Genomic DNA, 13600 nt, shown 5'->3' with positions numbered 1-13600 from the left:
CCATGCTTGTAAGCCCACAATCCCACCACCAAGAATATTTGTTATAAAACGTACGAAGCCGACACTAACCTCATCTTCACTAGCGTTCATCGAGCATAGAGTCGGAGCTATTTAGCGCCGGCTCAATAACATTTTCCATCAAGTAAAAAACCAGCAACAGTACTTATCGCACCGCCCTAATAGCCATCGTTGCGCCTGACCTATAAAGCGCAAGCTGGCGCGGCTTTCGCACACCATTGCGTGACTGCTTGGCGCAGTGATGAGATCCCCTACGACAACTTGACACGCACTGACAGACGAAATAACCTGACAAATGTAAACCGGTGTGTTTCTGTTTGTCAAGGATAGAGAGGGTTTAGAATGAGATATTCAAAAACCTGGGTGAATGTGCTATATATTCTTGTCTTTACGTGTGTATTTTCTTTGTTAGACGGGTGTTTAGGGTTTATGATGCAGCGTACCTATATCAATAACCCTGCTTACTTGTTATTTTACGCATTTACAATGATTGTTGCTTTCTTTGTGAGTTTTGTATCTAATTTATGGGTGTCAGCTTGTTTGTTGTATGGGAGGCATGAAATTAAAAGTTGGCTATATTCGTTAAGGAAATTGATTTTTCCGTTTATTTGTGCCTGCTCGGTTGTTTTTATCTTCAGTATACTACTGTTCCAAATCGAATTACACTTGTTTAGTTCAATATGGAAAATAGTAGTTTATGCGATCGTTTTTATCATTTTTTCGATTTCGTTGTCGTTTTTTGGATTGCAATTCTCCTGTGTTGTATTTGATACTAAGGACGGACATAGGTCCTCATTTGCTCGAGCCATTTCGATTATGAGAAACGCCCCTGTTAAAGCAACATGCATGTCTATGGTTATTATAGGAATAATTGGTTGGGTATCTTTTTTAGCAAACCGCGTTACGCATAATGGCATAAACTACACCATTGATGATACGACACTCCTTTTGTTTGGCCCCCTTTGGATGCTGGGTTTCGCCAAAATTTATAAAGATCCTTCCTCGATAGACACTTCTTGGTCGAACGAGGCTCCGAGACCACGGTGACGGGTCAAGCTCGAGATTGTGTGTAAACCGCCATGCCCAGTTGGGCACAAGCGGCGGATGAAAAATGGCGGGCCTCTATTTTCGCATCAAACTCGATTTTGAAGAGATTACCTTGCAGAGGCTCGTGAGTGGTGTGCGTGGAGCCGGTAGTGTCCCGTCAAATGGTGGAATTTGACTGTGCGTATCTCATGTGTGACATGGTCGGCTTTGACCCTTGGCAACCTTATCGACCGCCTTCACACTTCGTCAAGGGACGCTTCGCTCGCCCCTCGGGCGCCCTTGACGGAGCGCTCGTTGGTCGATTCTAAGTCGTTAGGGCCAAAGCCTCGATGTGCGTGGGTTAGCACCGCCTCGCCTTATGTGTCTATTTGTGTAACAGGGTTGCCGCTGCGAGCTGGGGCTTGTTCGGTTTGAGCTTGGCGATCGACTCCAAGGTGAAGTACCGCCGTGCCACGAGCCACTCTTCGTGTTGCTCCTGCAAAATCGCGCCTGCCAGTCGCAACACCGCGTACCGGTTGGGGAAGATGCCCACGACGTCCATCCGCCTCCGCATCTCCCAATTCAGGCGCTCCAGCGGATGGGTCGAGCAGATCTGTCGCCAGTGCTCGAAAGGCAACGTCATGAACGCCAACACATCGTCTTCCGCATCGGTATCCATCGCTTTCGGGAATCTCCCCTTCAGCTTAGTTTTCCTTCACCAGAGGACAAAAGAGGATAAAATTATACAAACGTAACTCGCATCGTTAGTTGGGGAGGTGTATACGTGAGGTCTAAAGCCGCTCAACAGATGTACAGGATTTATCTGACTACGATGGCGGGAACAATCACAATTTTTGTCTATGCGGCGTTGAATCTTATCCCATGGGTTCACGAACACGTACTCCACTTGATCACATGGATAGGTATGGCATGTCTTGCGAGTTGCATCATCATGGTTTGCATCTTTTTTGCGAGGTTTTGGGTTTTCTATAGAAGGGGTCTCTAGATATGCCATCTTAGTTTTCTTGCGTCCCTTTCCTACATGAGAGCCGACAATCTCACAGGAGGGAGTTTTTCAAGTCCAGCTGCGTACGGTGTGGCCGTGCTCTGCGTTCACCGTCCAGCCTTCGGCGCGGAGCAGGGCTGCCGTGTGCGAAGTTGTTTTTCAGGCGCGTTGGTTTGGATGGGCGAATGCCTAGAGGGCGGAGTGCAGCGTCAGATGAACGGGTGGAGCGGGGGTCTTTGCCGAAAGAGGCGGGATGCCCGAGGATGCTTCCTCAAGACGCTCCGCCAAGGCATTTTGGAACGGCGAGGGCTTTGAGCCCTCGCCATTTCACGCTGATGTAGCCCGGGATACGACGTAACTGCAAGTAAGGAATCAGTTTACTTCAACTGATGCCCCGTTGCCATTTGTACACTTGCACGCGCCAGCCTTAACTCGGAATGTGCTCCTGGATAAACAACCCTATTTCGTTTAGAGCCTCATCCGCCTCGGGAATCGGAAAACTGTGAAACACATGCCACAAATCGTCCCAGACGTGGAGTTTGGCCTGGACGCCGGCGTCTATGAGCTTGTCGTACAGGCGGACCGAGTCGTCAAGCAGGCATTCGTCGCGGCCCACGTGAATGAGGATCGGCGGCAGGTCGGCGAGATCGCCATAGAGCGGAGAGACGAGCGGATGCGTCAATTGATCCCGACTGCAATACAAGAGGGGGGCCTTGCGAATGCCTTCGGGTTCAAGCCAGGGATCATACGGGGCGCGCGACTCCATGGATGGGCCTGTGCCTGCCAAATCCGTCCACGGAGACAGGAGGGCGGCACACGCGGGGAGGGGCTTTCCCGCATCTCGCAGGGAAATCAGCGTCGCCATCGTCAAACCGCCACCTGCAGAGTCGCCGGAAATCGCGATGCGCCCCGGCTCCACACCGAGCGCCAGAAGCGACTCGTACGCCTTCACGGCGTCCTCGACCGCGGCGGGGAACTTGTGCTCCGGGGCCAGCCGATACTCGATCAGAGCGACGCGCGATTTTGACGCTCGGGCCAAACGCCAGGCCAAGCTTCGGTGCGACTCACAACTGCCCATGTAGTAGGCGCCACCGTGCAGGTAGAGCACCACGCGCTTGTCCGACGATTCCGCAACCGTGATCCACTCGCCTGGCACGCCGCCGAACGACGTTCGCTCCACCGCCACGTCCGCGGGTTGCGGAATGGTTCGGCCCATCTGATCCAACCCTGCTCGCTGCGCCTCTAGGCTTAATTCGGCGGGATTCTGCGACGCACGCATCTGTTGCAACATAGCACGAACGGAGAGTGCCTGCGGACTGGGCATCGATAGACCTCCTTGTAAACGCTATCAGTTTGATCGCTAGAATATCACATGATTCAAGTTTTGACGATCCCGGCGTACCAGCGCTGCAACGGCGCTGGCCATCAAGGATTTGGCCGGATCGAACGCCGCAAGGCGCGCCACAACGCGAGGATGGCCGGGCCGGCAAACGCGGCAAACAAGGGCATGAGCGGATAACGGAACCGGTCCCAAGCAGGGAAGAAGAAAAAGAAACAGGTGTAGTACACGATAAACGTCAGGGGAAGGGCAAAGAACCGTCGGTTGTGATGATCCCGCGCCCATGTGTAGCCGATCCCAAAGAGGCTGAGCGCCATGAGCAGCCAATACACCGAGGTGGTGAACGTGTCGATGGCGTGAAGATGAGGTTGGAACTGCGTCGACAGATGAAATGTGTACCAGTTGGCGTTCACATCGTCCTTGTACAGGTCGAAAATTTTGACCCAGCCGTTCAAGAACGTCTTCCAGGGATGATGTAAGATATATGCCTCGGCGAGGTGTTCGCCGAGCTCGTTTTTGACGACTTCGTTTGAGACCTTCACAAGGGGGTTGACATACGGGTTGTAAGACCACCAATAGCCCCCGTTGACGTGCACGCCTTGCCACAGATTCGTTCCGCCATTCGTGGACACGAGGACAAAGTGGTGCATGGTGATTCGGTTTCGAATGGTGACCGGCAAAATGGCGGCGAGCATGAAGAGGCCCACCCAGACGGCGCGGCCGAGCGCCCGCAGAGCGCGAGTCCATAGAGCGGCGCGCCGCGCCTCGGACTCATAGGGTTCGAACGCCCACGCGTACAGAAACAAAAAGGCCGGGAAAGCGAGGGGGATCGGTCGAACATCGCAAGCGAGACCCAGCGACAGCCCAGCGACGGCCAGCCACCGTAGAGAGGCTTCTGCGCGCGATGCTCGTGTGCCGCGCAGGTACAAAAGGAAAAACAGCACGAGCAAAAACGTGAACAGTTCTTCCGATCCCAGGACGCTGTTCCACACGATTTGGCTCGGCAATAGCGTGTAGGCGGCCGACGCCCAGAACGCTGCTCTCCAGTCCCGAAACAACATCCGGGCAAGCGTATAGACAAGACAGACGATACCAGTCGAGAGAAGTGCATTGACCACAAGACCCACCATCACGGAGGGACCCGTCACGCGATAGATGAGGGATAAAAACAGGGGCCAGCCAATGGGCCAGTAGGCAGTAGGGTGTCCCATCCAGTTGTAACCTTGGTTATGCGCCAGCTCGGTTGCCCGGGCGTAATACCATGCAAAATCCGCCTCTTGCTTGGGATGCATGAAGCAAATCCACGTCAACCGAACCACGAGGTTTGCGACGATGAGGAATGTAAGACATAGGCGATCTCGTCGTCCGTCTCCACTGCCGATCATCTGCGCTGCTCCTTTCCAAACAGTTCCCATGCTATCGCAAATCGTGAGAAGTTTCGAGTCCGAACCACGATGATGTGTCGCAAGCCAAGGAGAACAAAAAAGCAAAACAGCGCAGGACACACGATAGAAAATACCTATCCCCGTATTCATTAAAATGGGAATTGCATGGCGGTTCAGAAGGGATGCAAGCGCTATCACTGGGCGTTCGTCCTGGATTTCTTCCGTCATGGAGCCCATTCACGCGCAGAGAGGTGAAGACCAGGTGTCGAGCACAACCGCCGTCAAGTATGCGCAGTGGAACAAGTTGTACATCGCAGGCGAGTGGAGACAGGGCAGCAGTGCCCGCACGGTTGTCGTCCGCAATCCCTATTCCCGCGAAGTCTTAACCGAGTTGCCGCTTGCTTCCGTGGAGGACATTGATGTGGCGTATCGCAGGGCGCAAGAAGCCCAAGCTGCATGGGCTGAAACAAGCGCCTTTGCTCGGGCCGAAGTGATGGAACGCGCAGCCGCATTGCTTGCGCAGCGCAAGGACGAGATCGTGAAGTATCTCGTCGAGGAGACCGGGAGCTCGCAACTCAAGGCAGGTATTGAAGTCGACTCTTCCATTGGCGATATCAAGCTCGCGGCCGAGTATGCCCATCGGATGACTGCGGTCATCCTGCCGTCTGCCATTCCGGGCAAAGAGAACCGCGTGTATCGCACGCCGGTCGGGGTGGTGGGCGCCATCACACCTTGGAACTGGCCGTTTTATCTCAGCATCCGTGTCGTGGCACCCGCCCTCGCGACGGGCAATGCCATTGTACTCAAGGCTGACTCGCAAACCCCCATCACAGGCGGGCTTCTCGTGGCGGACCTTTTCGAACAGGCGGGTCTGCCGCCGGGCCTCCTGAGCGTAGTCGTGGCCGATCTCGACGAAATCGGCGATGCGATGGTGGAGCATCCCGTGCCGCGCGTCATCTCGTTCACGGGATCCACGGCGGCAGGGCGCCACATCGCCGAGGTGGCGGCTCGCTCCCTGCGCAAGGTCGCCCTCGAGCTCGGCGGAAACAACGTGTTCATCGTGCTCGACGACGCGGACGTCGATCGGGCTGTGGCTGCGGCGGCGTTCGGGAAGTACTTGCACCAAGGCCAAATCTGCATCGCCACAAATCGAATGATTGTCCACCGCAAGGTCTACGACGCCTTTGTCGAAAAGTTCAAAGCGGCTACGGAAAAGGTCAAAGTGGGCGATCCCGCGGATCCCGATACTGTAATTTGTCCGTTGATCAACGAACGCCAGGCCAAGCGCATCCTGGGTCTCATCGATGAAAGCCTGAAGCAAGGCGCTCGTCTGGTCCTTGAAGGCAAGCTTGAAGGCCAATTGATGTACCCGTATATCCTCACCGATGTGACGAACGACATGCCTATCGCCAAAAACGAGATCTTTGGGCCAGTGGCCGCCATTCTGCCCGTCGACAGCGAAGAGGAGGCCATTCAAGTGGCCAACGACTCGGACTATGGTCTGTCGGGCGCTGTGTTCACGGGCGATCTCGAGCGGGGCATTCGCGTCGCTCAGCGCATTGTCACGGGGATGATTCACGTGAACGATCAGACGGTGAATGTGGAGTCCAACGTGCCGTTTGGTGGCGAGAAGTCGTCGGGCATTGGGCGGTATTGCGGCGAATGGGGTCTTGAAGAATTCACCACACTAAAGTGGATTTCCGTACAAAAGGAACCGAGAGTGTATCCGTTTTCGTAAACATCCATGTCATAGGCGATCGGCCCGGCAGGGAATGCCGGGCTTATTTCTTTTAATCGGGGGAGCGTGTGGAAGATCTCTTTACGGATGCAGAGACCTTTGCTAGACTGTGGCCATCCAACCGCTCCAACGGAACATTTTGTTACACAAAATGGACTGAAAGAGCGGAACATTAAGAACAACAGAAAAGAAGGAAGGATGGGTATGGGATGGAACAAGGGAAACTGCGGCGTCAGCTCTCACTCCTAGACCTCACCTTTTTGGGGCTTGGCGCCATCATCGGCTCCGGGTGGCTCCTTGGGGCGCTGGGCGGGGCCACACTGGCTGGCCCTGCGGCCTGGATCGCGTGGGTCATTGGCGCTGTGGCTGTGATGCTCATCGGACTCGTGTATGCAGAGCTCGGCGGTGCGCTTCCTCGCGCTGGCGGCATCATTCGTTATCCTGATTACTCTCACGGGCCCTTGGTCGGATATCTCATGGGCTTTGCGGCGTTAATCGCGTACTCCAGTGTAGCCGGCATTGAGGCGGAGGCGATGCGCCAATATGCTCAGCACTGGTGGCCGGCGCTCGGCTGGCAAAACGCCTCAGGTCAAGGCCCGACCGTCCTCGGCTGGTTTGTGCAGGCGGGTCTCCTCGTGGTCTTCTTCCTGATCAACTATTGGAGCGTCAATGTGTTCGGCAAAATCAACTCTATCTGGACTTTTCTTAAGTTTGTCGTTCCGCTGCTGACGGTGATCGTGTTTTTTGGCCATTTTCACGCAGCCAACTTTACGAGCCATGGGTTTGCACCAAGCGGTGTTGCGGGCGTCGAGACGGCCGTCGCAACCGGCGGGATTATCTTCTCGTACCTCGGTTTTCGCCAGGCCATCGACTTTGCGGGAGAGGCCCGCAACCCTCAGCGCAACGTCCCGCTGTCCATCGTGCTGGCCATCAGCATTGCTGCGGCCTTGTATATCTTGTTGCAGGTCGTCTTCATCGGCGCCGTGCCCGCACCGGCCTTGGCCGGCGGTTGGGCAAAACTGAACTACACGGCGCCATTCGCGCAGCTCGCCACCGCGCTCGGCATTGGGTGGATGGGCGTCATTCTCTACGGCGACGCCGTGATTTCACCGAGCGGGACAGGGAACATCTACTTGTCGTCGACGGCCCGAGTCATCTTTGCATGGGCGAAAACCAAGACGTTCTTCCCGCTCTTTGCGCGCGTCTCGCCCAAAACGGGCATCCCGCGCCCCGCGCTCTGGCTGTCCTTTATTCTGGCTATCATGTGGACGCTTCCGTTTCCGACGTGGAGCAAACTGGTGGGCGTCGTGTCCTCCGCGACCGTCCTCACGTACATCATTGGCCCGATCTCGGCCGCCGCGCTGCGGCGCACGGCAGGGGAGTTACACCGTCCGTTCCGCTTGCGCGGGATGAACGTCATCGCGCCGCTCGCGTTCATCGTCGCGACGCTCATCATTTACTGGTCCGGGTTCAGCATTGACGCGTGGCTCATCGGCCTTCAGATTGCCCTGTGGCTCATCTACGTCGTGGCGCTGCGCGGCGTCGTGCCGACCGACCGCGTGCCGTTCGGTCAGCAGGTGAAGTCGTCGCTCTGGCTGGTGGCGTTTTATGCGGCGCTCTGGGTGATGTCGTACCTGGGCGATAAGTCGTTCGGCGGGCGCGGTATCATTCCGGCGCCGTGGGACCAGATCATCGTCGTCGTGGTCGCCATTCTAGCGTATATCTGGGGCGTCGCAAGCGCCCTGCCGGTGGCGCAGTACGAGGAACACGATGATGCGGAGGAGGCCGCCAGCGCCGCCATGCACGTGTGACATGTGATGAAAGGCTTCCTTGTGCGATCGCCGTCCACACTCGGTTCGGCGGATCCCTTGCCAAGATGAGGCACACATCTTGCGGCTGAGATGGGGAAGGATGCGAATCCGAGGAGGTGTGCGACATGGATTTGCGTCGAGCCAAGGAGATCGCGTCTTCGCCCGTGATGGCGCATGTGACGCACGACGGCCATCAGGTGTACATCCAGTCGGTGGACGACGGATCGGGGAAAGCCAGGGTCTACCACCTGAAAAACCCGGATCATCGCTACGAGGTGCACGTCGGCGAACTGACGGAAGAGCACGTGGTTCACTGACCATCCGAAGGAGCGCCGTGGCGTCGGTTGCCGGCGCTCCTTCTCTTGAGAACCGGCCGTTACAGACTGAGACTCCGTTTCACGCGCTCGAGCTCTTCGAGGAGTTCCTGAACCACCGCCAGAGCGGGCATCGGCCTCGCCAAGGGATAGCCCTGCCCGGCCCATAGGGACATGCGCTCCGCATCGTTTTGCTGTTGCGCTTGGCGCCGAATGGGCTGCGTGAGGGTGTTTTGAAGTGGGTAGGGCGGTATTTCGATCTCTTTGGCATCCACCGCGTGATCAAGCGCGTCCATGAACGCGTTGCGAATGCCGCGCGCGAAGCGGCCGGAAAAGCTCCGCGTCAGACGTGTGCCGCGATCGCGCCACGATAGGATGGCGTGCTTGTAGGCGGGGTGCGTGCCGCTTTCCTCGGCGACCAAGAAGCGCGTGCCCATCTGCACAGCGGAGGCGCCGAGTGCAAGCGCAGCGAGGATGCCGCGCCCGTCCATGATCCCGCCGGCGGCCACGACAGGCACGCGGACGCGATCGACGACCTGGGGTACGAGCGCCATCGTGCCGATGAGCCGAGTCTCATCCATCGGCAGGAAGGTTCCGCGGTGGCCGCCTGCCTCGTAACCCTGGGCGACAATGGCGTCGCAGCCCGCCTGCTCGAGCTGCACGGCTTCCTCAGGGGTTGTGGCCGTGCCGATGATCGAGGCGCCCCCTTCCTTCCATCGCGCGATGACCTGCGGGTCGGGGCACCCGAAGGTGAAGCTGATGACGGGCACGCGTTCCTCCAGAATGACCTCCATCTGTGCCTCGAACGACGCGCGTGACGGAAACTCGGGTTGCAAGGCGTCGATCTCGGCCGCAAGGCCGGGTTCGTCCGCCCAGTTGCGTAACCACGCCTTCATAGTGGACACGCTTCTTTGCGGATCGTCGCGAGCAGGCGTCTCTGGGATAAACACATTCACCCCGAAGGGTGCCTCCGTTAGTTTGCGTACCCGGCGGATGGCGTCGCGCGTCTGGTCGGCCGACCAATATCCTGCGCCGAGAAATCCAAGGCCGCCGGCACGGCTGACGGTTGCGACGAGTTCGGGCGTCGACGGACCGCCGGCCATCGGTGCGGCGAAGATGGGGTGGCGGACGCCGAGTTTGGCGAGCCAGCTGTTTTGATTGTCCATTCACAACCCCTCCCATGGCGTGTCGCGAACCGAGCGAGATGCGCGCGATCGTCTGTAAATCCCAGTGTATACCTGGCGAGCGTTCGGGGCAAAATGACGTACACAGGAGGTTGATGTGCCGCGAGAACGAACGCATGAGCGTGGTCTGGTGGCGTGTCAACAGCCTTTGCGAGAGGGGCGGCCCATGGGTCGCTCCTCTCGTTTGCATGGGTGAGCCGTGCCATCGGACGTCCGCGAGAGAGGATACGTGCCGACCTCGGCCGCGCAGGCTCCATGCCGGGATCGCAAAGTCTTGCAAGATTATCTACTTGTCGAATAGTTCTGCCTGTTCTATGATGGTGGCGATCCGCCCCGCAGGTGGAACTTCTACAGAAGACAAGGAGTGGAGAGCTTGGCAGAGGCACAGGTCGGCGTGATGGGCCTTGCAGTCATGGGGAAGAACTTGGCCTTGAATATTGAAAGCAGGGGGTATCGCGTCGCGGTTTATAATCGCACGGCCTCGAGAACACAGGAGCTCGCCGAAGAGGCCCAGGGCAAGAACATCGTGCCCACGTATTCTCTTGAAGAGTTCGTCGCGGCCCTCGAGCGGCCGCGCCGCGTCATTCTCATGGTGCAGGCGGGCGCGCCGGTGGACGAGGCCATTGCACAACTCGTCGAGTTGCTCGAACCCGGCGACGTGATCGTCGACGGCGGCAACTCCTACTTCGAGGACACGCGGCGGAGGCACAGGGAGCTCGAAGCGAAAGGCATTCGCTTCATCGGCACGGGCATCTCGGGCGGCGAGGAAGGCGCGCTCAAGGGCCCTGCCATCATGCCGGGCGGCAGCAGGGAAGCGTACGCACTGGTCGAGCCCATCCTCACGGCCATCGCGGCGAAGGTCGGGGACGATCCGTGCTGCACGTACATTGGCCCAGATGGCGCAGGTCACTACGTCAAGATGGTTCACAACGGCATTGAATACGGTGACATGCAGCTCATCTGCGAGGCGTACCATCTCTTGAGTGAAGTCCTGGGTCTCACCGCTGACGAACTCCACCAGGTCTTTTCCGAGTGGAACCAGGGCGAGCTCGATAGCTATCTGATCGAAATCACAGCTGACATCTTTTCCAAGCGCGATCCCGACACCGGCCGTCCGATGGTGGACGTCATCCTCGACACGGCAGGCCAAAAGGGCACGGGAAAGTGGACAAGCCAAAGCGCGCTCGATCTCGGCGTCCCCCTCACCATGATTACGGAAAGCGTGTTTGCGCGTTTCCTGTCGGCGATGAAGCAGGAGCGCGTGGAGGCAAGCCAACTTCTCCCTGGTCCCGAGCGGCCGGGTGAGGCACTCGACCGCGAAGCGCTCATTGAGGACGTGCGCCGCGCCCTGTATGCGAGCAAGATTTGCTCCTATGCGCAGGGCTTCGCGCAGCTCCGCCAGGCCTCGCTGGAGTACGGGTGGAACCTCGATCTCGGTGCCATCGCCATGATCTTCCGCGGGGGATGCATCATCCGGGCTCGTTTTCTGCACAACATCAAGGAGGCGTATGACCGGAATCCGCAACTCGCCAATCTGCTTCTCGACCCTTACTTCCGCGAGTCCATCGCGAAGTACCAGGATTCGTGGCGCCGCGTTGTGGCGACCGCTGCCATCTATGGCGTTCCCGTACCCGCATTCGCGAGCGCGCTCGCGTACTACGATAGCTATCGCTCGGAGCGGTTGCCGGCCAATCTGCTCCAGGCGCAGAGGGATTACTTCGGTGCGCACACGTTTAGGCGCGTCGATCGCGACGGCGTATTCCACTTCCACTGGCTGAGCGCCGAGCCTTCGCTGACGGAGGTCTGAGGCGTCTTTTCTGCCGCGGATCCGAGGAAACCTGCGGGTCGTCAAAAAAAGTGGCCCGCAGGGGCTTGCGTTTTCTCGCGAACCATGATACATTACTCAACGTCGACTTCGTCAGTGACGCGATGAGCGCGGACGAGCGACAGAGACGCGTGCCCGTAGCTCAGCTGGATAGAGCGTTTGACTACGAATCAAAAGGTCGGGAGTTCGAATCTCTCCGGGCACGCCATGGGATTCCCGGAGTGGCGGAATTGGCAGACGCACACGACTCAAAATCGTGCGGGAAACCGTGCCGGTTCGAGTCCGGCCTCCGGGACCAACGCTTGACGAGGAGACACGTGGGGCTATAGCTCAGTTGGGAGAGCGCCAGAATCGCACTCTGGAGGCCAGCGGTTCGAATCCGCTTAGCTCCACCACGTTCCTCGATAGCTCAGCGGTAGAGCATCCGGCTGTTAACCGGAGGGTCGTAGGTTCGAATCCTACTCGGGGAGCCATGAAACTCCTCGTCAAGCGTGGTTGGCACCACTCGAATACCCGCAGTTGAGATGGGCGGTTAGCTCAGCGGGAGAGCACTCGCCTCACACGCGAGGGGTCGGCAGTTCGATCCTGCCACCGCCCACCATTTTTATGGGCTCATAGCTCAGTCGGCTAGAGCGCACGACTGATAATCGTGAGGTCGGTGGTTCGAGTCCACCTGGGCCCACCATCATGGTGATCAAAAACCGCCGAGATCCCTTGCAAGAAGCGGGATTTCGGCGGTTTTTGATCACGGACCGTAACAAGAAAGTTACAAGTCCTCTTCATCATCAGAGCCACTGTTGTTTGTGCGTCTTGAACGCATCATTCGTTGCGGTTTTTCAATCGCTTCGCGTTGTAGCGCATCCGTCACATGCGCGTATATGTCTGCCGTTATCGTAATTGAACTATGCCCTAAACGTTCGCTCACAATTTTGAGATCGACCCCGCTTTCTAGCAACCACGTCGCATGGGTATGTCCCAATCCATGAAAGGAAACCGGCGGCAACCCAAGCTCTTTTCTTGCGTTTTGGATCGCGTTGTTAAGGAAGCGGGTGACGGGGGCGCGGAGTTTGGGAGGCGAACGACAAAGGATTCAGGAGTCCAAGATTCGCGCTCGAATTCTTGTTGCGATTGTTTCCATCTCCTGAGTTCGTCCACTACTTCTCGCGTGACGACAATACGGCGACGACTTCCAAATGTCTTGGGCGGCCCCAAAAAGTCTTGCCCACCCTTGGGCCTGTAGCGAGTTCGTTCTAGTTGTATCACGCCCGTGTCCAAATCGATGTCTCTCCATTGCAGCCCAGCGATCTCCCCCGTGCGCATACCGGTATGAATGGCCAAGAACGCCGCCATACAGTTCGTTGGTCGATGTTCTCGTAGCCACGCTAAGAGCCGAAAGGCGTCGGTCACAGACAAAACTGGCCTCGGAGGCGTTTTATGTTCTGGTGGTTCTACGTTCACAAACGGAGACTTATCCAAGTATCCTGCTTTCACCGCAGCAAGTAAGCACGTCTTGAGCACCCGGTGTATTCGATGTACGGTCACTGGTTTCAATCGATTGCTTAGCTTGCGATATAGTGCTTGGATATGTCGGGCCTCAATTTTTGAGATCGGCATCTTACCAAGTTCGGGGAGTTGTGTCCGATATCATGTGTAAACCGCCATGCGCGGTTGGGCACAAGAGGAGGATGAAAATTGGCGGGCCTCTATTTTCTCATCAAAAAGAGTTCCTGCTGAAAACATAAAGAGCCATTCGGGCCCTCTTCGGTAGAATGTGAGTTGGACAAAAACCACACATCTGAGGGAGGGCTCCCCAATGGCTCAATACCAGATTACCGTGGACGACGCGATTTTGGAAGGGCTCTTTGAACGAGACGGAGGCGTCGCCAAGCTCGTCGAAAGCGTCGTCAATCAAATTCTCCAAGCGCAGGTTCAAGAGCAGTTGAAGGCCGCACCC

General features: G+C 57.3%; 9 protein-coding genes, 6 tRNA genes and 3 pseudogenes. 11 read left to right on the top strand and 7 right to left on the bottom strand.

The genetic code is table 11. The features are described from left to right. Positions 1-1429: 1429 nt before the first annotated feature. The 3 genes and pseudogenes from BW934_RS05720 to BW934_RS05700 all read right to left on the bottom strand — a co-directional run. Positions 1430-1747: pseudogene (locus tag BW934_RS05720) on the bottom strand (transposase); the annotation flags it as partial. A 730-nt stretch (positions 1748-2477) separates the two neighbouring features. Beyond that, positions 2478-3374, bottom strand: coding sequence for an alpha/beta hydrolase (locus BW934_RS05705; protein ID WP_076346037.1), 897 nt, complete (start codon positions 3372-3374; stop codon positions 2478-2480). Positions 3375-3475: 101 nt separating this feature from the next. Next, positions 3476-4681, bottom strand: a complete 1206-nt coding sequence (locus tag BW934_RS05700) for a glycosyltransferase family 39 protein (protein ID WP_234969616.1) — start codon at positions 4679-4681, stop codon at positions 3476-3478. Positions 4682-5036: 355 nt separating this feature from the next. Here BW934_RS05700 and BW934_RS05695 point away from each other — a divergent pair, with 355 nt between their 5' ends. The 3 genes from BW934_RS05695 to BW934_RS05685 all read left to right on the top strand — a co-directional run bounded on the left by BW934_RS05695 (position 5037) and on the right by BW934_RS05685 (position 8640). Next, positions 5037-6512 carry an aldehyde dehydrogenase family protein gene (locus tag BW934_RS05695; RefSeq protein ID WP_076346033.1) on the top strand — a complete coding sequence of 492 codons (1476 nt, stop codon included), beginning with the start codon at positions 5037-5039 and terminating at the stop codon, positions 6510-6512. Positions 6513-6721: 209 nt separating this feature from the next. After that, entirely contained in the window at positions 6722-8323 is a 1602-nt protein-coding gene (locus BW934_RS05690; RefSeq protein WP_076346031.1) for an APC family permease, read from the top strand. Positions 8324-8448: 125 nt separating this feature from the next. After that, the gene (locus tag BW934_RS05685; protein ID WP_076346029.1) at positions 8449-8640 is read left to right on the top strand and encodes an H-type small acid-soluble spore protein; all 192 of its coding nucleotides are present in this window, start codon (positions 8449-8451) and stop codon (positions 8638-8640) included. A gap of 59 nt (positions 8641-8699) precedes the next feature. Here the strand turns inward: BW934_RS05685 and BW934_RS05680 are convergent, their stop codons facing one another. Next, entirely contained in the window at positions 8700-9803 is a 1104-nt protein-coding gene (locus tag BW934_RS05680; RefSeq protein WP_076346027.1) for an NAD(P)H-dependent flavin oxidoreductase, read from the bottom strand. A gap of 391 nt (positions 9804-10194) precedes the next feature. Here BW934_RS05680 and gndA point away from each other — a divergent pair, with 391 nt between their 5' ends. From gndA to BW934_RS05645, 7 genes are all read left to right on the top strand, one after another. Further along, the gene (gene gndA, locus BW934_RS05675; RefSeq protein WP_076346025.1) at positions 10195-11628 is read left to right on the top strand and encodes an NADP-dependent phosphogluconate dehydrogenase; all 1434 of its coding nucleotides are present in this window, start codon (positions 10195-10197) and stop codon (positions 11626-11628) included. A 149-nt stretch (positions 11629-11777) separates the two neighbouring features. Further along, positions 11778-11854: transfer RNA gene (locus BW934_RS05670), tRNA-Arg, on the top strand. A 7-nt stretch (positions 11855-11861) separates the two neighbouring features. After that, a tRNA-Leu gene (locus BW934_RS05665) sits at positions 11862-11944 on the top strand. 21 nt (positions 11945-11965) lie between these two features. Then, a tRNA-Ala gene (locus tag BW934_RS05660) sits at positions 11966-12041 on the top strand. 3 nt (positions 12042-12044) lie between these two features. Next, positions 12045-12119 (top strand) — tRNA-Asn (locus tag BW934_RS05655). A 53-nt stretch (positions 12120-12172) separates the two neighbouring features. Next, positions 12173-12247, top strand: a tRNA-Val gene (locus tag BW934_RS05650). 7 nt (positions 12248-12254) lie between these two features. Next, a tRNA-Ile gene (locus BW934_RS05645) sits at positions 12255-12331 on the top strand. A gap of 81 nt (positions 12332-12412) precedes the next feature. On the opposite strand, the gene BW934_RS15455 is transcribed toward BW934_RS05645, so the two are convergent. The 3 genes and pseudogenes from BW934_RS15455 to BW934_RS15445 form a co-directional block, all read right to left on the bottom strand. Further along, entirely contained in the window at positions 12413-12676 is a 264-nt protein-coding gene (locus tag BW934_RS15455) for a tyrosine-type recombinase/integrase (protein ID WP_407639952.1), read from the bottom strand. Continuing rightward, positions 12595-13104 carry a tyrosine-type recombinase/integrase gene (locus tag BW934_RS15450; protein ID WP_407639951.1) on the bottom strand — a complete coding sequence of 170 codons (510 nt, stop codon included), beginning with the start codon at positions 13102-13104 and terminating at the stop codon, positions 12595-12597. Before BW934_RS15450 ends, BW934_RS15455 begins: the two co-directional genes overlap by 82 nt. 12 nt (positions 13105-13116) lie before the next feature. Beyond that, a pseudogene (locus tag BW934_RS15445) lies at positions 13117-13266 on the bottom strand (hypothetical protein); the annotation flags it as partial. A 193-nt stretch (positions 13267-13459) separates the two neighbouring features. Here BW934_RS15445 and BW934_RS15565 point away from each other — a divergent pair. Next, positions 13460-13600: pseudogene (locus BW934_RS15565) on the top strand (IS256 family transposase); the annotation flags it as partial.

The sequence above is a fragment of the Alicyclobacillus vulcanalis genome (genome assembly GCF_900156755.1).
Classification (GTDB): domain Bacteria; phylum Bacillota; class Bacilli; order Alicyclobacillales; family Alicyclobacillaceae; genus Alicyclobacillus; species Alicyclobacillus vulcanalis.
This window is presented reverse-complemented; position numbering and strand designations above follow the sequence as displayed.

Coding starts and splice junctions, on each gene's coding strand:
- BW934_RS05705 (WP_076346037.1), bottom strand. CDS start 3,374: ATGCCCAGTCCGCAGGCACTCTCCGTTCGTGCTATGTTGCAACAGATG.
- BW934_RS05700 (WP_234969616.1), bottom strand. CDS start 4,681: ATGCATCCCAAGCAAGAGGCGGATTTTGCATGGTATTACGCCCGGGCA.
- BW934_RS05690 (WP_076346031.1), top strand. CDS start 6,722: ATGGAACAAGGGAAACTGCGGCGTCAGCTCTCACTCCTAGACCTCACC.
- BW934_RS05685 (WP_076346029.1), top strand. CDS start 8,449: ATGGATTTGCGTCGAGCCAAGGAGATCGCGTCTTCGCCCGTGATGGCG.
- BW934_RS05680 (WP_076346027.1), bottom strand. CDS start 9,803: ATGGACAATCAAAACAGCTGGCTCGCCAAACTCGGCGTCCGCCACCCC.